General features: G+C 69.2%; 18 protein-coding genes. 8 read left to right on the top strand and 10 right to left on the bottom strand.

Annotated features, from left to right (window positions below):
• Positions 1 to 83 precede the first annotated feature (83 nt).
• The 4 genes from ACQ260_RS11510 to ACQ260_RS11525 all read left to right on the top strand — a co-directional run bounded on the left by ACQ260_RS11510 (position 84) and on the right by ACQ260_RS11525 (position 5,469).
• Positions 84 to 1,280 carry a thiolase family protein gene (locus tag ACQ260_RS11510; protein ID WP_432559574.1) on the top strand — a complete coding sequence of 399 codons (1,197 nt, stop codon included), beginning with the start codon at positions 84 to 86 and terminating at the stop codon, positions 1,278 to 1,280.
• On the top strand, positions 1,277 to 3,406 hold the full coding sequence (locus ACQ260_RS11515) for a 3-hydroxyacyl-CoA dehydrogenase NAD-binding domain-containing protein (RefSeq protein WP_432559575.1): 2,130 nt from the start codon (positions 1,277 to 1,279) through the stop codon (positions 3,404 to 3,406). The genes ACQ260_RS11510 and ACQ260_RS11515 overlap by 4 nt, the downstream gene beginning before the upstream one ends.
• Before the next feature lie 72 nt (positions 3,407 to 3,478).
• A complete protein-coding gene (locus ACQ260_RS11520) occupies positions 3,479 to 4,522 on the top strand; it encodes an alcohol dehydrogenase catalytic domain-containing protein (protein WP_432559576.1) in 1,044 nt (347 codons plus the stop codon).
• A 29-nt stretch (positions 4,523 to 4,551) separates the two neighbouring features.
• Positions 4,552 to 5,469 (top strand): isoaspartyl peptidase/L-asparaginase family protein, encoded by a 918-nt coding sequence (locus ACQ260_RS11525; protein WP_432559577.1) that lies wholly within the window; start codon positions 4,552 to 4,554, stop codon positions 5,467 to 5,469.
• Positions 5,470 to 5,487: 18 nt separating this feature from the next.
• Here ACQ260_RS11525 and ACQ260_RS11530 read toward each other — a convergent pair whose 3' ends face one another.
• On the bottom strand, positions 5,488 to 7,035 hold the full coding sequence (locus ACQ260_RS11530; RefSeq protein WP_432559578.1) for an MFS transporter: 1,548 nt from the start codon (positions 7,033 to 7,035) through the stop codon (positions 5,488 to 5,490).
• 239 nt (positions 7,036 to 7,274) lie between these two features.
• Between ACQ260_RS11530 and ACQ260_RS11535 the strand changes: the two genes are divergently transcribed.
• Entirely contained in the window at positions 7,275 to 8,045 is a 771-nt protein-coding gene (locus ACQ260_RS11535) for a 2-keto-4-pentenoate hydratase (RefSeq protein WP_432559579.1), read from the top strand.
• A 254-nt stretch (positions 8,046 to 8,299) separates the two neighbouring features.
• Entirely contained in the window at positions 8,300 to 9,049 is a 750-nt protein-coding gene (locus ACQ260_RS11540) for an ATP-binding cassette domain-containing protein (protein ID WP_432559580.1), read from the top strand.
• 6 nt (positions 9,050 to 9,055) lie between these two features.
• Here the strand turns inward: ACQ260_RS11540 and ACQ260_RS11545 are convergent, their stop codons facing one another.
• A complete protein-coding gene (locus ACQ260_RS11545) occupies positions 9,056 to 10,354 on the bottom strand; it encodes a YibE/F family protein (RefSeq protein ID WP_432559581.1) in 1,299 nt (432 codons plus the stop codon).
• 150 nt (positions 10,355 to 10,504) lie between these two features.
• On the opposite strand from ACQ260_RS11545, the gene ACQ260_RS11550 reads away from it, so the two are divergent.
• Together ACQ260_RS11550 and ACQ260_RS11555 are read left to right on the top strand one after the other, a co-directional pair.
• A complete protein-coding gene (locus tag ACQ260_RS11550; RefSeq protein WP_432559582.1) occupies positions 10,505 to 11,281 on the top strand; it encodes a DUF3152 domain-containing protein in 777 nt (258 codons plus the stop codon).
• A 107-nt stretch (positions 11,282 to 11,388) separates the two neighbouring features.
• Positions 11,389 to 12,213, top strand: a complete 825-nt coding sequence (locus ACQ260_RS11555; RefSeq protein WP_432559583.1) for a DNA-3-methyladenine glycosylase family protein — start codon at positions 11,389 to 11,391, stop codon at positions 12,211 to 12,213.
• Here ACQ260_RS11555 and ACQ260_RS11560 read toward each other — a convergent pair.
• From ACQ260_RS11560 to cobO, 8 genes are all read right to left on the bottom strand, one after another.
• Positions 12,206 to 13,408 (bottom strand): arginine deiminase, encoded by a 1,203-nt coding sequence (locus ACQ260_RS11560; protein WP_432559584.1) that lies wholly within the window; start codon positions 13,406 to 13,408, stop codon positions 12,206 to 12,208. The genes ACQ260_RS11555 and ACQ260_RS11560 overlap by 8 nt on opposite strands.
• Positions 13,409 to 13,521: 113 nt before the next feature.
• Entirely contained in the window at positions 13,522 to 14,931 is a 1,410-nt protein-coding gene (locus tag ACQ260_RS11565; protein WP_432559585.1) for a sensor histidine kinase, read from the bottom strand.
• A 4-nt stretch (positions 14,932 to 14,935) separates the two neighbouring features.
• On the bottom strand, positions 14,936 to 15,634 hold the full coding sequence (locus tag ACQ260_RS11570) for a response regulator transcription factor (protein ID WP_432559586.1): 699 nt from the start codon (positions 15,632 to 15,634) through the stop codon (positions 14,936 to 14,938).
• 33 nt (positions 15,635 to 15,667) lie between these two features.
• Complete coding sequence (locus ACQ260_RS11575; RefSeq protein WP_432559587.1) at positions 15,668 to 16,621, bottom strand: cobalamin biosynthesis protein; 954 nt, start codon at positions 16,619 to 16,621, stop codon at positions 15,668 to 15,670.
• A gap of 71 nt (positions 16,622 to 16,692) precedes the next feature.
• Positions 16,693 to 17,211, bottom strand: a complete 519-nt coding sequence (locus ACQ260_RS11580; RefSeq protein WP_432559588.1) for a bifunctional adenosylcobinamide kinase/adenosylcobinamide-phosphate guanylyltransferase — start codon at positions 17,209 to 17,211, stop codon at positions 16,693 to 16,695.
• Between the two features lie 46 nt (positions 17,212 to 17,257).
• On the bottom strand, positions 17,258 to 18,019 hold the full coding sequence (locus ACQ260_RS11585; RefSeq protein WP_432559589.1) for an adenosylcobinamide-GDP ribazoletransferase: 762 nt from the start codon (positions 18,017 to 18,019) through the stop codon (positions 17,258 to 17,260).
• Positions 18,016 to 19,098 (bottom strand): Rv2231c family histidinol phosphate aminotransferase CobC, encoded by a 1,083-nt coding sequence (gene cobC, locus ACQ260_RS11590; RefSeq protein WP_432559590.1) that lies wholly within the window; start codon positions 19,096 to 19,098, stop codon positions 18,016 to 18,018. The genes ACQ260_RS11585 and cobC overlap by 4 nt, the downstream gene beginning before the upstream one ends.
• Complete coding sequence (cobO, locus tag ACQ260_RS11595; RefSeq protein ID WP_432559591.1) at positions 19,092 to 19,706, bottom strand: cob(I)yrinic acid a,c-diamide adenosyltransferase; 615 nt, start codon at positions 19,704 to 19,706, stop codon at positions 19,092 to 19,094. The genes cobC and cobO overlap by 7 nt, the downstream gene beginning before the upstream one ends.
• Positions 19,707 to 19,853: the final 147 nt, after the last annotated feature.

The raw sequence follows: 19,853 nt of genomic DNA on the forward strand, positions 1-19,853 counted from the left end.
GACTCTGCGTTCGGCTGGCAGGAGCGGCCGACGCAAGTTACTCTTGAGTAGCCTGTGCTGGAGAGAGTCAAAGGAGACCTCGCGTGACACCAAGAGATGTGGTTTTCGTGGATGGGGTCCGCACCCCTTTCGGGAAGGCCGGTGACGACGGGCTCTATGCCCAGACCCGCGCGGACGACCTCGTCGTGGCGTGCCTCCGGGAACTCCTCCGCCGCAACCCGCAGCTCCCGCCGGAGCGGATCGATGACGTCGCGATTGCCGCGACCACCCAGACCGGTGATCAGGGCCTGACGCTCGGCCGGACGGCCGCACTGCTCGCCGGGCTGCCGAAGTCCGTGCCCGGCTATGCGATCGACCGGATGTGCGCTGGTGCGATGACCGCCGTGACGACGACGGCCGCAGCGATCGGGTTCGGCCAGACCGACATCGCACTCGCGGGCGGCGTCGAGCACATGGGTCGCCATCCGATCGGTGCCGGGATGGACCCGAACCCCAGGTTCCTGGCCGACCGCATCGTCGACCAGTCCGCCCTGGTCATGGGGAAGACCGCCGAGAACCTCCATGACCGCTATCCGCAGATCACCAAGGAGCGGTGTGATGTCTATGCGGTGAACTCGCAGGCGAAATACGAGGCCGCCCGCGCGGCCGGTCGCATCGCCGCAGACCTTGTGCCGGTCGCGGTGCGTTCGGTTGAGCTCGGCTGGGGACTGGCGTCCGCCGACGAACCACCGCGCCCGGGCACGACGCTGGAGAACCTGGCGACTTTGCGTACTCCCTTCCGGGCCCACGGCCACATCACCGCGGGCAACGCGGCCGGCCTCAACGATGGCGCGACCGCTTGCGTCGTGGCAGGTGCCGATGTCGCGGCCGAGCTCGGGCTGCCGGCCGCGATGAGGATGGTCGGCTTCGCGTTCGCCGGCGTCGAACCCGAGGTGATGGGTGTCGGTCCCGTGCCGTCGACCCGCAAGGCCCTCGAACGCGCTGGTCTCACGATCGATGACATCGGCCTCATCGAGATCAACGAGGCGTTCGCCGTGCAGGTCCTGGCGTTCTGCGAGGAGTTCGGCATCGCCGATGACGACCCGCGGCTCAACCCGTGGGGCGGCGCGATCGCGGTCGGCCATCCGCTGGCATCGTCCGGGGTGCGGCTCATGACCCAGCTGGCCCGCCAGTTCGCCGAACGGCCCGACGTCCGGTTCGGCATCACCACCATGTGCATCGGCCTGGGCATGGGCGGCACGGTCATCTGGGAAAACCCGGGATTCGAGGGGGAGAAGTGAGCACGCTCGACACGGTGAAAGCGCTCGCCGCCCAGTTGGCGGAGATGGAGCGGGCGACGGAATTCAGGGTGCGCAAGGTGGCGATCCCGGGCCCCGAGGCGCGGACTGCCGCGCTCATCACGATGGACAATGGGTTCGATCACACCAAGCCCACCACGCTCGGCTTCAACGGCCTGCTCAACATGGCCGCCGCCCTCGATGAGGTCGAGCAGCTGGCGCAGGCCGGTGAGATCTCGGCGGCGGCCATCACGGGCAAGCCGTTCATTTTCGCCGCCGGCGCCGACCTGTCCCTGATCACCATGGTCAGCGAACGGGCTCATGCGCGGGCGCTCGCCGAGTTCGGCCATGAGCAGATGGGCCGGCTGCACCGGCTCGGCGTGCCGTCCTTCGCGTTCGTCAACGGCCTCGCCCTCGGCGGTGGCCTGGAGGTCGCTCTCGGCTGTGACTATCGCACGATGCAGGACGGCATCTCGGTCGCGCTGCCCGAGACCATGCTGGGCCTCGTGCCGGGCTGGGGCGGGTGCTATCGCCTGCCGCGGCTGATCGGTGCCGCCAAGGCGATCGAGGTCATCGTCGCGAACCCACTGCAGCAGAACAAGATGCTCTCGGCGCGCGCCGCGCACGAGATGGGCATCGCGGACGCCGTGTTCGGCGGGGCCGGATTCCTCGTGGAGTCCCTCCGCTGGGCGGGACAGGTGCTCAGCGGTGAGGTGACTCCTGAGCGCGTCGACCACACCCAGGACCCGGCCTGGCAACCGACCGTCTCCGGTGCTCGCGCCTTGGTGGATGCTCGCACCGGCGGCATGGCGCCCGCACCGGATCGCGCGCTCGACCTGATCGCCGCGGCCCAGACCTCCGATGAGGCCGCGGGCTTCCGCGCCGAGGACAACGCGCTGACCGATCTGGTGATGGGCGACGAGTTCCGGGCGTCGATCTATGCGTTCAACCTGGTGCAGAAGCGTGGCAAGAAGCCGGCGAACGCACCGGACAAGGAACTGGCCCGCAAGGTGACGAAGGTCGGCATCGTCGGTGCCGGGCTCATGGCGTCCCAGCTCGCCCTCCTGTTCGCGCGTCGACTCGAGGTGCCGGTCGTCATGAGCGACGTGGATTCCGACCGGCTCGAGCGCGGGCTCGGCTATGTCCGCGCCGAGGTCGAGAAGCTCGTCAGCAGAGGCCGCCTCGGTCGGGACGGCGCGAACCGGATCCTCGGCCAGGTGACGGGCAGCGTGGCCAAGGAGGCGTACGCGGACGCCGAGTTCGTCATCGAAGCAGTCTTCGAGGACCTCGAGGTGAAACGCCAGGTGTTCCGCGAGCTGGAGGCCGTCGTCCCGCGTGAGTGCGTGCTGGCGACCAACACGTCCTCGCTGTCGGTGACCGCCATGGCCGACGGCCTCGATCACCCGGAGCGGGTCGTCGGGTTCCACTTCTTCAACCCCGTCGCCGTCATGCCGCTGGTCGAGATCGTCCGTGCCGAGCGGACCGACGAGGCGACCCGGGCCACCGCCTTCGCCGTGGCCCGTGGCCTCAAGAAGACGGTGATCGGGGTCGACGACGCACCGTCTTTCGTGGTCAACCGGCTGCTCGGGCGGTTCATGTCGGAGATCGGCCGGGTGGTGGACGAGGGCACGTCCATCGAAGCCGCCGATCGGGTTGTCGCCGATCTCGCCCCGATGCCGCCGTTCCAGCTGATGGGGCTGGTCGGTCCCGCGATCGCGCTGCACAACAACGAATCGCTGGCTGCCGCCTTCGGTGACCGATTCGCGGTCCCGCGCGTGCTGCGCCGGATCGTCGAGCTCGGCAAGCCCGGCTTCTATCTGCCCGCGAAACCCGGTGACAAGCCTCAGCTCGACACCGAACTGGTCCAGCAGCTCCAGGTCGGCGACGGCTTCTCGACGCCCGGTCGGGTGCGGGGACGGGTGCTCGACGCGCTCGCGGACGAGGCGCGGCGCATGATCGACGAAGGTGTGGTTGCGGACCCGAGCGACATCGACGTGGCGATGATCACGGGGGCCGGCTTCTCGTTCTGGAACGGTGGCCTGCTGCCGATGCTGGACCGGGAGGGCACGGCGGAGTTGGTCACCGGACGCCGCTTCCTCGAGCCGGGAGTTGCTTCCCTGCCGCGCTGACGGGGTCTGGCGGTAGCTTTGAAGATGCACCGGAGCCTCAGCGGAGTGGCTCCGGGGGACGAAGGAGACGCCGTGCGCGCTGTGGTGTTCGAGAAGTTCAAGACGTTCCCCGTGTTGAAGGAAGTGGATCAGCCGGTCCCCGGGCCCGGGGAGGTGCTCCTCAAGGTTGCCGGGGCCGGCGCCTGTCATTCCGATGTGGGCGTGTTCCACGAGTTCGAGTCCGACCCGACCGGCCTTCTCACCCCGCCGTTCATCCTGGGTCACGAGACCTCCGGCTGGGTCGAGGACGTCGGTCCGGGTGTGGTCGGATTCGACAAGGGGACGGCGTATTTGGTGTACGGGCCCATCGGCTGCGGCCACTGCCCGGCCTGCGCGCGCGGCCAGGACCCCTATTGCTGGCACGCCGACCAGGTCGGCTATCTCGGGCTCGGTCTCGGACGGAACGGCGGCATGGCGGAATATCTGACCGTGCCGGCCCGCAACCTCATTCCGCTCGGCGACGCGGACCCGATCGTCGCCGCGCCGCTGGCCGACGCCGGGCTCACGCCCTATCACGCGATCAAGCGGGTGCTGCCGCACCTCGCACAGGGCGGTTCCTCCGCCCTTGTGGTGGGCCTGGGCGGGCTCGGCCTGGTGGCCGTGCAGATGCTGAAGGTGCTCACCGGAGCTCTGGTGATCGGCACGGACCAGAAGCCGGAGGCAATGGCCGAGGCCGAAGAGCTCGGCGCCGTGTGCGTGCCGGGCGGCGACGACCAAGTGGCAGCGATCCGCGATCTCACCGGGGGCCGCGGGGTCGACGCTGTCTTCGACATGGTCGGCGTGGACGCGACGCTGGCGCTGTCGGGGGCAGCGGTTGCCCAAGGCGGTTCCGTGACCGTGATCGGCATCAGCGGGGGGACCTATCCCTGGAATTTCTATGGCATCCCCTATGAGGTCAACTTCTCCTCGACTTATTGGGGCACGGTCGACGACCTGCACGAGGTGGTGGCGATGTACAGAGCGGGTCACCTCAGCCCCGAGATCGAACGCTATTCCCTGGACGACGCCCTGGTTGCCTATGAGCGGTTGCGCGACGGAAAGCTCTCCCGGCGCGCTGTGGTGGTGCCCCACGGTTAGTCCTGCCAGAGGCGGGCTACGGTCTGTCCATGACTGTTCGCGTGATGGTGGCCGCGCCGGCCCGGCCCTGGTCCCTGGTGATCCACGGTGGCGCCGGTGGTCCGAAGACCGACGGGGCTGCGGACGAGTTGAGCGCTTATCACGTGGGGCTCCGGGCGGCGTACGAAGCCGGTGAAGCCGTGCTGGCCGAGGGAGGTGCGGCCCTCGATGCGGTGTGCGCTGCGGTCCGCACCCTGGAGGACGACCCGATTTTCAACGCGGGGCGTGGCGCGGTGCTGGCCGCCGATGGGACTGCGGAGCACGACGCCTCGGTGATGACCGGCGACGGCCGGGCGGGCGCTGTGACGGTGTCCCGCCGGGCCCGCAATCCGGTCGAGCTCGCCCGCGTCGTGCGCGACAGGTCGCCCCACGTCCTGCTGGCCGATCCGCCGCGTGAGGTCCTCGACCAGTGGAGCATCGAGGAGGTCGATCCGGCCTGGTTCGTCACCGAGTTCCGCATCGAGCAACTGCGCACGCTGCAAGCCGCGGCCACGACCGGGCCGCGCCACGGGACCGTCGGCGCGGTCGCGCTGGACCTCGGTGGCGCGCTCGCGGCGGCAACCTCGACCGGGGGGATGTCCAACAAGGCCAACGGCCGCGTCGGTGACAGCCCCGTCATCGGCGCCGGCACTTATGCCCGCGACGGGGTCGTCGCCGTGTCCACGACCGGCGAGGGCGAGGCCTTCCTGGAAGGGGTCGTGGCGCACGATGTGTACGCCCGCATGGCCTATGGCGGGGTGCCGCTCCCGGCTGCGGTCGAGGCGACTCTGGCCACCGAACTCGGGTCGCGCGACGCCATGGGCGCCCTGATCGCGGTCGGTGCCGACGGGCGGCTGGCGGTCGGCACCCGGAGCGACACGATGCTCGCCGCGTGGCGGGACGGGGACGAGATCGTCACCCGCACGTGAGCCCGCCAAGGCAATTCCTCAATCCAGCGCCTTCTGGTCCTTGGGAACCGTGACCACGATCGCGATCACCGCGACGGCCATCATCACCACATTGATGGCGAGCGCAACCATCGCGCCCTCGCGGTTGGCTACGTTGTCCTGGCGGCCCACGAACTGAATCAAGCCGGCGAGCCAGCCGACGCCATCGCCGCCGAGGGCGGACGAGCCGCGAATACCGAGATACACCGCGCTGGAGATCGCCAGACCGAAGGCCCCGCCGATCGTGGACGACATCTTGTAGAGACCGGCGCCCGCGCCACCCATGGAGTCGGGCAGGGTCGCCAACGCCGTGTCCGTGGAGGGCGTCGCATAGATGCCGACGCCGATGCCATAGAGGCTGTAGGCGATGGTGGCGAACCAGACGTACTGGGACTCCATGAGATTGGTCGGCAGCAGGAAAACGATCGCGGAGCCGGCGATGACACAGCCGATGATCATCGATTTGCGCGGCCCCATGATCTGCAGCAGCTTTTCCCCGAGCCGGATGAAGACGATGAGGCCGACGGCGTAACCGATCGTGAGGTTGCCGGCCTGCAGCGCGTTGAGGGTGCCACCGGTCTGCAGGAGCATCGCGGACACCAGCACCATCCCGGAGGCGGTCCCGTTGAGCAGCATGTTGGACAGCGTGCAGCCGGCGAACGTGCGGTTCTTGAACAGCCGGAAGTCGATGAACGGGTTCGTGTTCTTTGTGCTTGTTTCGACCTTGCAGAACCCGAACAGGAAGACGACGGCGGCGACGAGCAGGCCGATGGCAAGGACGCTGGCCCAGCCGAACGTCGACCCCTGCGTCATCCAGATCTGCAGAGCAACCATGCCGACCATGAAGAGGATCAGACCGATCACGTCGAACTTCTTGCGGTCGGTGCTGGCAGCCTTGGTTTCCGGCACCCCGCGGATCAGCAGGATCGAGATCACCGAGAAGATCGCTGACACGAAGAAGATGGCCCGCCAACCGAGCACGGGTGTCTGCTCCACGAAGCCGGCGAAGAACGACGCGATGGAGGCGCCGCCCCACGAACCGATCGACCAGAGCGAAACCGCCCGCTGCCGCCCGGCGCCGTGCCAATAGGCCTTCACGATGGCCAGGGTGGCAGGCATGATGCAGGCCGCCGAGAGACCTTGGATGGCGCGGGCCGCGAACAGCAGCGGCAGGGTCACGGCATTCGGGGAGAGCGGTTCGTTCAGATCCGTCAAGGGGCCGCCCGCACCGGTCGGGGCGAGCGCGAGCATGAGCGAACCGGCCAGTCCGAGGATGTTGCCGACGATGGCCATCCTGACGCGACCGAATCGGTCGGCCAAGCCGCCCATGACGACGATGAGGATCCCGCAGACCAGGGCTGTGATCGCGATCGCGATGCTCATGAGATTGGCCTGGAAGTGCAGGTCCTTCTGCATCGACGGGGCGACGTTGTAAGTCGTTTGTGCGAACAGCCAATAGGTCAGGACCCCACAGATGATGCCCACCAGCACCTTGTCGTTGCCCTTGTAGTCGACGGTCTGTGCGGACGCGGTCGCTGAACTGCTCATGTCGTGCTCGATTCAGGAAGGGCAGCCCACGGAGGCGGCCCACGGAACCCGGGGGGAGGTGGTGCGGTGACCACATGGCGAGATGAACGTGTCGTGAAAAGCTAGCCCGATTGCCCTTGACGCGCGCCGGTTTCGGGAATTCTTCCGGAAAAACCGGAGTTGTCCATAAACTCTCCCCGCTTGCCTGCCGACCGGGTGTCTCTCCCGCACAATGGACGCAGACGGCAAAGGAGTCACCCATGGACCCGATTGAGTTGACGCGCGTCCTCGACGCCCTGGACCGGGCCGAGAGCACGGCGATCGGCATCCCGACCCTGTCGAGTCGCCACTGCGGACTGAGCGATGCGGATGCCTGGGCCATCGCAGCGGCCCGGGACGAACGACGCTTGGCGAGGGGAGAGGTGCGGGTGGGCTACAAGCTCGGCTGGACCTCCGCCGCCATGCGTGAGGCGCTCGGGATCGACCAGCCCAACCACGGTTCGCTGTGGGGTCACATGGCAACCGCCGGGACGCTGTCGATGGCGAGCCGGATCCACCCGAAGGCCGAGCCCGAGTTCGCCTATCGCCCGCAGCGGGAACTCTCCGGTGCCGACATCACCGCGGCCGAGGTGGCCGAAGCGGGTGAATGGGCGGTGTCTTTGGAGGTCGTCGATCCGCGCTGGAACAGCTATGGCTTCACGTTCGCCGACAACACCGCCGACGGTTCCTCCGCGGCCGCGTTCGCTGTGGGTGAGTTCCGCACGGTCGACATCCCGCCGGAGCAACTGCGTCTGACCATGCGGATCGACGGCGACGAGGAGCGCTCGGCCACCGGGGCTGCGGTGTTCGGCTCGCCGGCGGAGAGCGTGGCGTTCCTGGTGCGGAGCCTCGCCGAATCCGGGAAGGCGCTGCAGAAGGACATGATCGTGCTCACGGGCGGCGCCACATCGCCGGTGGACCTGAAGGTCGGGATGCTGCTCGAAGTCGAGTCCCCCGAACTGGGTGGGTGCCGCCTGGAGGTGGTTCCGTAATCGCCGGGCCCTGCCATAGCCGATCCCTATGGGAAGAAAAGTTTCTCGAATAGTGAGAGGGGCCCTCCGCCCGCTTGCCCGGGCGTGGGCCGCTTGATTGAGTTCACGTCATGATCTCCTCGCTCGACGTTCGCCGCTCTGCACGCACTGCCATGCGCTGTGCGTGTATGTGCCGCTGAATCCTCGTCGAGCCCCTCGGGGCCGCCCGGGCGCTATCGCCCGTCCTGTCCAGCCCCTTTGTCCGGAGATTCTTCATGACTGCTCGTGCCCTGACCCTTGATCACGTCACCGTCGATGTCCAGCGCCGTTGCGTCGAGGGACGTCGCCTCGGCATGTTGCGGGTGCTCGAGAACTGCACCCTGCACGTGCCTGCGGGCGAGGCGCTCGCGTTGGTCGGACCGGCCGCGTGCGGGAAGAGCACGCTGATCGACCTGTTCGCAGGATTCGCAAAACCGATCAGCGGTCGGGTCGAGGTGGGTGGTGGGACGGTGACCGGTCCGGCGCCCGAGCGGGGTTTCGTCCAGCCGTCCTATGGCCTGTTCCCGTGGCGCACCGCCCGACAGAACGTGACGTTCGCGGCAGGGGCCGCAGGAGTACGCGGGGCTGAGGCGGTGCTCGACCTGGTCGGTCTGGCCCCGTTCGCCGACCGGCCCCTGGGCGAGCTCACGCCGGCACAGAAGCAGCGTGCTGCGCTCGCGAAGGCTTTGGTCCACGAGCCCGGCGTGCTGTTGCTGGACGATCCTTTCGCCCACCTCGACAGCGACGAACGGGGCCTGTTGCAGGAGGATCTGATCCGCATCCAGCGGCAGACCGGGCTGACTCTCGTCCTCGCCACCAGCAGCGTCGAGGAGGCCGTGCGAGTCGGCACCCGCGTGGCGGTGCTGTCACCCCGACCGGGACTGGTCACCGACCTGATTGAGGTCGAACCCGGGCAGCACAAGGCCGGGGCTCACGCCGTCTGGACTGCGCTGCACGGCCACGAACGGCTCGGCCGGGCGGCCTGAGCCGGGTCAGTGGTCATAACGGCTCTTGTCGATCAGCTCGTCGCCCGGGGCCGAGGTGGCTTGGCCGTCGGCCGCCATCGAAATCTCGCCACGGGACTTCTTCGACGCGCTGACGACTGCGACACCGATGGCGGTGGTCAACGGCACGGCGGCGACGAGACCCACCGACCCGATGAGCGTGCGCACGATCTCCTGCGAGAACTGCTCGGTCTGCAGGACCTCCAGCAGGGGCCGCTGATAGATGCTGAGCAGCACGAGCGTCCCGAGGGTGGCGCCGGCGATGGCGAAGGCGATCGTGTAGACCGTCGACGCGATGTGGTCGCGCCCGATCCGCATGGCCCGGCTGAAGATGTGTTTGCCGTCGGGATTGTCGGCGGCAAGTTCCCACACGGCCGACGCCTGGGTGATCGTGACATCGTTGAGCACGCCCAGGCCGGCGAGCATGATGCCGCAGATGACGATGGAGGTCATGTTGAGGTCCGGGGCCGCCGCGGCGAGGATCATGTCATCCTCCGACGCGACGCCGGTCAGGTGCGCCCACTTGGTGGCGATCCAGCCCAGGATCGCGGCCGTGATCAGGCCGAACAGCGTGCCCAACAGTGCAGTCGTGGTGCGAGCGCTGAACCCGTGGGCCGCATAGAGCACCACGAACATGATCGCCGACCCGCCCACGAGTCCGACCATCACAGGGTTGGCGCCGGTCACCAGGGCCGGGAACATGAAATAGACCATGACGAAGAACGCCCAGCCGAGCCCGACGATCGCCATGAGGCCACGCCAGCGGGCGACCGCCACGACCGCTCCGATGAACAGCAGCGTGAAGAGCAGCAGCGGCACGCCGCGCTCGAACTCGCTGAACTGATATTGCGGTTCCATCCCCTCCATCGGGATGCGGAACAGTTTCACTTGCTGTCCCTCGCTCACACCGGACTCGAAATCCGTTGCCTTGAGCGTGATGTCATCCACGGTCTGGCCGATCTCCGGGCCGTCGAGCAGTTCGACGGAGGCGCGGCCACAGGTGTCGTGCTCCGCGCCCGGGGCGTTGCTCGAGCCCGGGACGCCGTCACAGTTGATCGCGCCGACCTGGGTGATCCGACCGGTCTGGACCGTCAGCCCCGGCACCGAATATTGGCCGAGGTTCTCCGAGATGTGCGGTTTCACGTCGCCGGGCCACATGATGATGAGCGCGCCGAGAGTCCAGACAGCGATCGGGATCAGAGTGATGATCATCAACCGCAGTGCGCGCCGCTGCCGCGCCATGTCCTCCGGTGACGTGGGCGTGGGCGTGGTGTGGGAGTGTGACATCGAAACGTGACCTAGTCTGTGGGCGTGATTGAGTCCGGTTCTGGCGGCCAGGGTTCACCTGACTCTCCGCAAGATACTCCCTCCACCGATGAGGGCGGGCTCGTGGCGCCCCGAGATGGACGGATTGGGCTCCCGTGGGGACTCGGCACGGTGGCGCTGGCTGTTCTGCTCATCTCCGTCATGGTCCTGGGGTCCTATCAGGGCAATGTTGCCCAGCCCGCCCAGGCATCTCCGGCCGAGCGTGCCTCGGCGGCCGCCGAGGCAGCCGCCCCCGGTGACGGGGTGCCGGTCCCGTTGCCACCCTTCCCGGAGGGCCCGCCGGGCGAACCGGAGCCCGAACCGCACGGCCGGGCCCAGCCCGCAGGTCCAAGTGAACCCGTTCCCGATCCGGTCCCGCCGCCGGTCCCCAGAAGCGGCTCGGGGGCAGTGCGGGTGGCGCAGTTCACGCGCGCGGCGCCCGTCGAACAGACCGGTCGCACCGTCCGGGTGCGGGTGGAGGTCGAGAACGAGATGCCGACCGACCCGGAGGTCGCCGCCGCGCAGGCCGCCGACATCCTGCAGGACGCGCGGTCCTGGTCATCGAAGCAGCGCGTCCGGTTCGCCTTCGTCGGCGCCGGCGGTCATGACCTCGTCATCCGCATCCTCACCCCGACCACCACGGACACGCGCTGCCTTCCGCTGCGAACCCTGGGTGAGGTCAGTTGTTCCGTCGGGTCTGCGGTCAACGTCAACGGCATCCGGTGGGAGACCGGCGTCCCCGACTATGCCGGTGACCTCGACGGCTATCGCACCTATTTGATCAACCACGAGGTCGGTCACTATCTCGGCCGTGGCCATGTGGAGTGTCCGGGACCCGGCAAGCCCGCACCGGTGATGATGCAGCAGACCAAGGGCCTCGACGGCTGTGCCCGCAACCCCTGGCCATGACCTCGCCGGGATCGTCAGTCGTTCCGGAACGCCGGTTTCCGGGCCGCTCGCTCACTCCCTATCTCGGGCGGCTGCGGCGCGGGACAGGTGATCCGACGCATCGTCGGGTGGGCAACAGCTGGTTCCGTGCGCTGAGCACGCCGATCGGTCCCGCCCTCGTCCAACTCGATGAGGGCCGCGAGATCGTGGCACGCGCTTGGGGCGCGGGGACCGACTGGGCACTCGAGCAGCTCCCCACCCTCCTGGGCGATCATGACGATCCTGCCGCGTTCCGCCCCGACCATCCGGTGCTGCGGGAGGTGCAGCGGCGGGTGCCGGACATGCGGGTGGGCCGGACCGAAGCGGTCTGGGAGGCCCTGGCGCCCGCGATCATCGAACAGAAGGTGACGGGTCGAGAGGCCTTTGCGGGATTTCGGCGGCTGGTCCGTCGGCACGGGACGGCGGCGCCCGGACCGGCCCGCGAACCGGGTCACCCGGCCCATGGCATGTTCTGCCCGCCCGAGCCCACTGGTTGGGCCCGGATCCCATCCTGGGAGTGGCTCAAGGCAGGCGTGGAGCCGGCCCGCTCCCGCACGCTCGTGACCGCAGCCCGCCGGGCGGACGCCCTGGAGCGGACCCTGTGCGTACCCCTCGACGAAGCCGACCGCCGCCTTCGCTCGCTGCCCGGGATCGGGCCTTGGACGTCGGCCGAAGTGCGGCAGCGCGCGCACGGCGACCCAGACGCCTGGAGCGACGGTGACTATCACGTCCCCGGGATGATCACGCTGGCTCTGGTGGGGGAAGCCTTGGACAACGACGCCGCCCGGGAGGTCCTCGAGCCCTATCGCGGACACCGCTATCGGGTGCAGCAACTGGTCGAACTGGCTGGGATCAGGCCCGAGCGGCGGGGACCGCGGCGCACGCTACCGACCCACCTGCCCACCGTCATCTGACCGGGTCGCGCTCGATCGGGCAGGACATGCACCGGGGCCCGCCGCGGCCCGAGCCCAGTTCCGAGCCCGCGATCGGGATGACCTCGACGCCCGCCTGGGTGAGGCGTTCGTTGGTGACCGTGTTGCGTTCGTACGCGATCGCGACGCGCGGGGCCAGCGCGAGGGTGTTGTTGCCGTCGTCCCACTGCTCGCGTTCGGCGATGACCGGATCCGTGCCGGTCGCAATGACCTTGAGCCGGTCGATGCCCAGGGCCCCACCGGCGGCCACGGCGAACGGGGACGGTCCCGACACCGTGAGATCGCCCGTTCCATCCGGCGCGAAATTGTCGGCAGGCCGCACGGTCCAGGCCTGGAGACGGTCGGCGATATTCGGATACATCACCACCGTGTCCACATCGACCATCGTCATCACGGTGTCGAGGTGCATGGTCGCGCGGGTCTGGTCGACGGGCACCGCGAGGAGCGTGTGGGCCAGACCCTCGGCGAAGACCTGCCGGGCGAGGCGCTCCGCGCCCGCGGGGGTGGTTCGTTCGCCGACCCCCACCGCGACCACGCCGGGAGCCAGGAGCAGCACGTCGCCCCCCTCCACCGGTTCGGCGCTGGAGCCGAGGATTCGGCGGGTGTCGCGGAACCGCGGGTGGTGGCTCCAGATGAGCTCGGTGAGCTGGGTTTCCCGGGCACGTGCCGGCATCGCCAGGGACGTGATCGCGACCCGGTCGCCGAGCCACACGGAGGAGTCGCGGGTGAACACCAGGTTGGGCAGCGGGTCGACGAGGAAATCATGTGGTGCGAGGAGGGCGGTGACGAGCCCCTGACCACCGCGGACCTCGTCGTTGCGGATCCCGGCCACCACGTGATCGGTGAGTTCGGCCGGAGTCGCGGCGGCAAAGGCTTCGCTGAGATAGGCCCGCAGCGTGGTCCCGAGATGGAGGGAGCTGAGCGTGGCGTCGATCGCCAGGGCGCGGGCAGCGGGGTCGGTGAGGGTCTCGGTCAGCAGATCGGTGAGGTGGAGCACCCCCACACCGTGGGAACGCATGGCGGCCACGAATGCGTCGTGCTCCTCCTGGGCGCGGGCCACCCACGGGACGCCGTCGAACAGCAGCCGGTCGTTGTTCCGCGGCGTGAGCCGCTGCAGTTCCCGACCCGGCCGGTGGACCAGGACGGTCCGGAGCCGTCCGACTTCCGAATCAACCATCGAGTGCCTCCTGGGCGTGTCCTGAGCTCATCGAGCGACTCGTTCAGTCCACCACAGGGCGCGTCGGGACCGCGCTGCGGGGGCACTTGCCGCGCGCCGGCCGCAGCCTGACGTCAGTCTGCGGTCTCGCCGGGTGTTGCGGTCAGGGACTCCGGGGAGTCGGCGCCGGGCAGACGGACGGTGAATTCGGCACCGCCCGCCTTGGCATGCGTCGCCCGCACCCACCCGCGATGTCTCTCGACCGTCTGCGCAACGATCGAGAGGCCAAGGCCGGTGCCCGGCGTGTGCCGCGCCTTCTCGGAGCGATAAAAGCGGTCGAACACATGCGGCAGGTCCTCCTCCGCGATGCCCGGGCCCTCGTCGGAGATGTGGAGTTCTTCGCCGACCATGGCGACGCGGACGGTCCCCCCGGGAGGGGAGAACTTCACGGCGTTGTCGAGCAGGTTGGTGACCGCACGTTCGAGCTGATCGGGCTCGCCGATCAGATAGTGCGAGCTCAGGTCTGTCTCGAACTCGATGCCATGAGCGCGCCGGCGGACCCGCTCGAGAGCGGACGTGACGACATCGCGCAGGTTGACGGGCCGGAGCACGGTTTTGCCGGGGTCCCGGGTCAGCTGGACCAGGTCCCCGATGAGCGAGGTGAACTCGGCCAATTGAGCGGCCACGTCTCGGAGGATCTCCTGCCGGGCACGCGGCGGCAAGCGGCCGGCGTTCTCGTCGGCGACCAGCAGTTCGATGTTGGTGCGCAGGGAGGTCAGGGGCGTCCGCAACTCGTGGCTGGCATCAGCGATGAGCCGGTTCTGCCGGGCCCGTGAGGATGCGAGCGAATAGAGCATCGTGTTGAACGACCGGGTGAGCTGGGAGAGCTCGTCATCACCCTCGACGGGAATCGGGTCCAGAGAGTCGGTCTGCGTCACCTGCGTCACGGCGAGGGTGAGATCGCGGACCGGGCGCATGGCGGCCCGGGCAACCAGGGTCCCGATCGCCGCGCCCAGCGCCACGCCGCTGGAACCGACGAGGAGCAGCACCCAGCGCAGGTTGCGCAGGATCGCCAGCGTGGGTGCGAGCGGTCGTGCGATCACCACCGCATAGTTCACATCAGCTTGGGGCATGGGGACAGCCACGATGCGATAGGGGATCCCGGTGTCGTCCACGCCGTTGCGGGCGGACGAGCCCGACTGCAGCTTCGCGAGGGCCAGCTCATCGGGTCCGAGCACCAAGCTCGTGCGCCGCCCCGACGGCTGGATCGTGTAACCGTCGGACCTGATCAGGACCAGGGTGAGGGCCGACTGACGCATCGACTCGTCGCTGACCCCACCGACCGTGGAAACGTCCCGACCGATCGCGTCCGCCGTCAGAGTGGCGACCTGCACCATCTCCTGGTCGAGTTGGTCGAACAGTGAGCGCTCGGCGGTGACATAGCCCGCGATCCCGGTCAGCCCGACCGCGAGTGCAACAGCGACCCCGGTGAGGAATCCGATGCGCCGCTGCAGGAACGAGGTTCTCAGGAACCTGCGCAGCATAGGGTCAGGGCGCGTTCTCGCGGAGGACGTAGCCCACGCCCCGCACCGTGTGGATCAGTCGCGATTCGCCTTCTGCCTCGGTCTTGCGGCGGAGATAGCCGATATAGACCTCGAGCGAGTTGGCGGTGGTCGGGAAGTCGAAACCCCAGACTTCGTTCAACAGCCAGCCCCGCTCCAGGACCCGACGGGGGTTCTGCATGAACGTCTGCAGGAGCGCGAACTCGGTGCGGGTGAGGCTGATCTGCCGCTCCGCGCGAATGACCTCCCGGGTCTGTGGGTTGAGGCTCAGATCGCCGAAGACCAGTGCCTCGTTGGGCTGGGCGCCGCCGGGTTCGCTGACCGCACCCGCACGCCGGACCAGCGCCCGGATGCGAGCCAGCAACTCGTCGAGGGCGAACGGTTTGGCCATGTAGTCATCGCCACCCGCGTCCAATCCGTCCACCCGGTCGTCGACCGAATCGCGGGCCGTCAGGACGAGGATCGGCACGTCGTTGCCGTTCTGGCGCAGCATGCGGGTGGTCTCGAGGCCGTCGAGCCGCGGCATCATCACGTCCATGATGACCGCATCGGGCCGACCGGCGGCGAGCTTCGCGAGTGCTTCCACCCCGTCGGTGGCGGTCGTCACCTCATAGCCGTTGTATTCCAAGGACCGCGCCAGGGAATCCCTGACGGCCTGGTCATCGTCAACCACGAGGATGCGCATGCGGCCATTCTTTCATCATCGGTTGATATTCGGTCAGGAATGCCCGCTCCGTGTCCGGATCGTGGCGAAAGCGGCCGTGACAAGGCAGGAAAGCGCGGTCACGGTGGCCGCGAGTCGGTTGGCGCGCGGGATGTCGGCAGGGGTGACAGGGGGGCCGTCGCCCAGGGTGCCGCGGTCCTCGACCAGGCCTGCGTACTCATTCACCCCACCCAACCGAACCCCCAGCGCACCTGCGAACGCGGCCTCGACCGGGCCCGCATTCGGGGACGGGTGTCGGTGGGCGTCGGCACGGACCGTGCGGAGGGCGGTGGTCGCGGAGCCGCCGACGACGGGTGCGGCGACGGCCGTGAGGAGGGCCGCCAGGCGGGCGGGCAGCCAGTTCGCCGCGTCGTCGAGGCGGGCAGCGGCCCAGCCGAAGTGGCGATAGCGAGCGTTCCTGTGCCCGATCATCGCGTCCAGGGTGTTGACGGCGCGATAGGTCAGCAGGCCCGGGATGCCGGCGACCGCTCCCCAGAACAGGGGGGCCACCACGGCATCCGATGTGTTCTCGGCGACCGATTCGACGGTGGCACGGGCGAGTTCGTCGGCAGTCAGGTTGGTCGGGTCGCGCCCGACGAGGCTGCGGATGCGGGTGCGGGCGGCGGGCAGGTCATGGTTGTCGAGGTGCTCTCGGACCGCGTTGGCTTCGCGGCGGAGACTGCGCCCGCCCAGAACCGTCCAGGTCGCGGCGGCGGTGAGGGGGATGGTGAGAAGGGGGGTACGCCGGGTGGCGCGGTCGAGAAGTGCGCTCGCGGCAACGGTGGCGGTGAGCAGGACAGCGAGATGGCGCACGCCTGCGCTCCGCGTGTCCGCGTAGGTGCGTCGCTCGAGGGCTGTGGCGACCGTGCCGAACCCCGCGACCGGGTGGCGGCGGGCCGGATCGCCGAGGGCTTCGTCGGCGAGCCAGCCGAGGACCAGGCCTGCTGCGCGAGCGGTGAGCGGATGCACCGGGGCATGCTAACCGGGTGGCGGGCGGGGGCAGGACGGGTCCCTGCGCCGGGCTCGGGCTGACCAGAAGGTCACAGCCGCAAGCGGCGCCCGGCCACCACGAGGATCACCTCGTCGCACACGTCCGCGATCCGCTGGTTGAGCAAGCCCAGCCAGTCCGCGAACACCCGTCCGGAACGGTGTTCCGACACCAAGCCCAAGCCGACTTCGTTGGTGACGGCGACGAGCCGGTGGGGGGAGGCGTCCCAGGCTGCAACGGCCGCGTCGATCCGATCTCCGAGCTCGGCCTCCCAGCCGGTGGTGGCCCAGCCGTCGAGATCGTCGAGTTGGCCGGTCAGCCAGGTGTTGAGGCAATCGATCAGCGCAGGGCCGGTGACCCGGGTGAGGACGCCCGCGAGATCCCGATCCTCGATCGTCTGCCAGTGCGCCGGGCGCCGGATTCGATGGGCGGCGACCCGCGCGCGCCACTCGTGGTCGTCGGGCCAGTGGGGCCCGGGGGCAATGTAGGTCACCTCCGCCGACCCGGCCAGCAGTTCCTCCGCGCACCGTGATTTCCCCGACCGGATCCCTCCGGTCACCAGTGTCTTCATCGTTGGCTCCTTCCGGTCAGCGCGCGACCGGTGCGCCGGGGGTGCATCACCGGCATGCCAGCACCACCAGCCCCAGCGTCAGGCCCAGTTCGATCGCGGTGCCGAGCACGTCACCGTTGATGCCGTGAAACGTCCGCACCGCGTGGGCGCGCAGCGCAGTCGCGAGGCCGACGGCCGGGACCCAGGCGAGCGGTCCCCACCACCAGGCAGACCCGGTGCCGATGACGGCGGCGGTGACGACCCCGACGCCCGCCAGTGACCAGAGCACGGCGTGCCAGCCGGGCACGGCATTGGCGTACACCGCTCCCAACGACGACCCCGGCATCGCCGGGACCTGCACGCACACGGGCGCGATCAGCCACCGGCTCGCCGCGACGAGCGTGCCGACGAGCACCCAGCCCCACGGCGTCGCTGCCACCGCACCGATCGACGCAGCCTGGAGGCCCAGCACGATGAGCAGGGCGACCACCCCCATCGGCCCGATGTCACCCCGTTTCAACACCGCGCGCGCTCGTTCGGCGTCCCACCCGGCGGCGGTGCCGTCGGTGACGTCCGCGACGGCGTCCAGGTGCATTCCTCGGGTCATGAGGGCCAGCCACGCAACGACCAGCAGGCCCGTGACAAGCTGCGGTGCACCCAGCGTGGCGCCCGCTGCGCTCAGCGCCGAGGCGCCCAAGGCAAGCGGGAGCACGGCGACCGGCGCCAGCCCGACCATCCAGCGGGCGGCGGCCGGCGAAGGATCGACACTCCCGCTCGACAGGACCGTCAGGGTGCCCACGGCCAAGCGCCAGCCCGCGCGGGCGCTCATCGCGCGCCTTCGGAACGAGGCGGGGTCTCCGCCGGGGACTCCGCAGCACTTCGCTCGGCCACCGCTTCGGTGAGCGCAGCGAGGAACGCGTCGGTCACCTCCCGGTCCCGGACGGCGATGCGAATCCACTCGGGCCCGAGCCCCGGGAACGTGTCGCCACGACGGACTGCGAATCCCTTGGTCCGCAGGGCTTCGCGGGCGCCGGCCCAGGCACGGGTGAGGACGAAGGGAGTACGCGGCCTCCCCGCCGACAGCCCGAGTCGCGCCAAGCCCTCGACGAGCCTGGCGCGGTCCACGGCGTACCCCTCCGCGGCCGTCCGCGCCTCCGCCGACCCCCGACGGCTGCAGACGGCGACCATCGCTGCCAGGGCAGGGGTCGACACGGACCAGGGCGGCTGCTGGGCGCGGAGCCGAGCCACGAGCACGGGGTCGCCGATCACATAGCCGGCCCGCAAGCCGGCCAGGCCCCATGTCTTCGTCAGCGAGCGCAGCACCAGCACACCGGTCAGGTCCGGCCCGATGAGGGACTCCGGTTCGTCCGGGACCGCATCCATGAAGGCCTCGTCGACCACCAGCGTGCGACCGGGATGGATCACTTGTCTCAGGGAGTCCGCCGCATGCAGGACCCCGGTCGGGTTGGTGGGGTTGCCGACGACCACGAGGTCGGCGTCGTGCGGCACCGAGCGGGGATCGAGCGTGAACCCCGAGTCGGCGGACAGCACGAACCGATCCGGCCGCAGGCCGGCGGCCAGCAGGGCGGCTTCGGGTTCGGTGAACTGGGGGTGGACGACGAGAGGGCGCGCCCCGAGCCCGGCCCTGGCCACCAGGGTGAAGGCCTCCGCGCCCCCTGCGGTCGGCAGGACCATCGCTGGATCGATCCCATGCAGTGCGGCGATCGCCGCGGACGCCGCCGTGGGGTCCGGATAGGCCCCGAGGTTCGGGATCGTGGCCCGGATGGCGTCCGCCAGCCACGCCGGCGGGGTCCGGAGCCGGACGTTCACCGCGAGGTCGACCAGGTCGGCGGCAAGTTCCTGATCGCCGTGGAAGGTGAGGTCGACGGGTGGGTGGGGGCCTACCACTCGATCCCCTTCTGGCCCGGCCGGCCCTCGTCGAACGGATGCTTGACCTTGGTCATCTCGGTCACCAGGTCGGCGATCTCGATAATCCGCGGATCGCAGTCGCGGCCGGTGATGATCACGTGCTGATAGCCCGGACGCTCTGTGAGCGTGGCGACGACCTCGTCGACATCGACCCAGCCCCATTTCAAGGGATAGGTGAACTCGTCCAGCACATAAACGGTGTGGGTCTCGGCGGCGAGGCGACGGCGTACTTCTGCCCAGCCCTCCGCAGCCTGCGCCGCGTGATCCTCCTCGCTGCCCGCCTTGCGCGACCACGACCAACCGGCGCCCATCTTGTGCCATTCGACCGGGCCGCCGGCGCCCGTGTCCTCGTGAACCTTGCCGAGCGCTTCGAGGGCGGCCTGCTCCCCGATCCGCCATTTGGCCGACTTCACGAACTGGAAGATCCCGATCGACCAGCCCTGGTTCCAGCCCCGCAGCGCAAGCCCGAACGCCGCCGTCGACTTGCCCTTGCCGTTGCCCGTGTGGACCACGACCAAGGGCTGGTGACGACGCTGCTTGGTGGTGAGGCCATCCGCAGGGGTGACGGGCGTGACGCCGCGGGCCATAGTGTGCTCCTCAGGTCGATGTCGCTCGATCCTGCCAGAGTGCTGCGGCGCCTGCAGGCGGGATGTGGACCCTCCGGATCGAGGTCGCGGTCGGATCCTGAGCTCGTTCCGGCGTCATTTCGCCCGTAAATTTACGCTGGACCCGCC

The organism is Ammonicoccus luteus, assembly GCF_050880385.1.
Classification (GTDB): Bacteria; Actinomycetota; Actinomycetes; order Propionibacteriales; family Propionibacteriaceae; genus Enemella.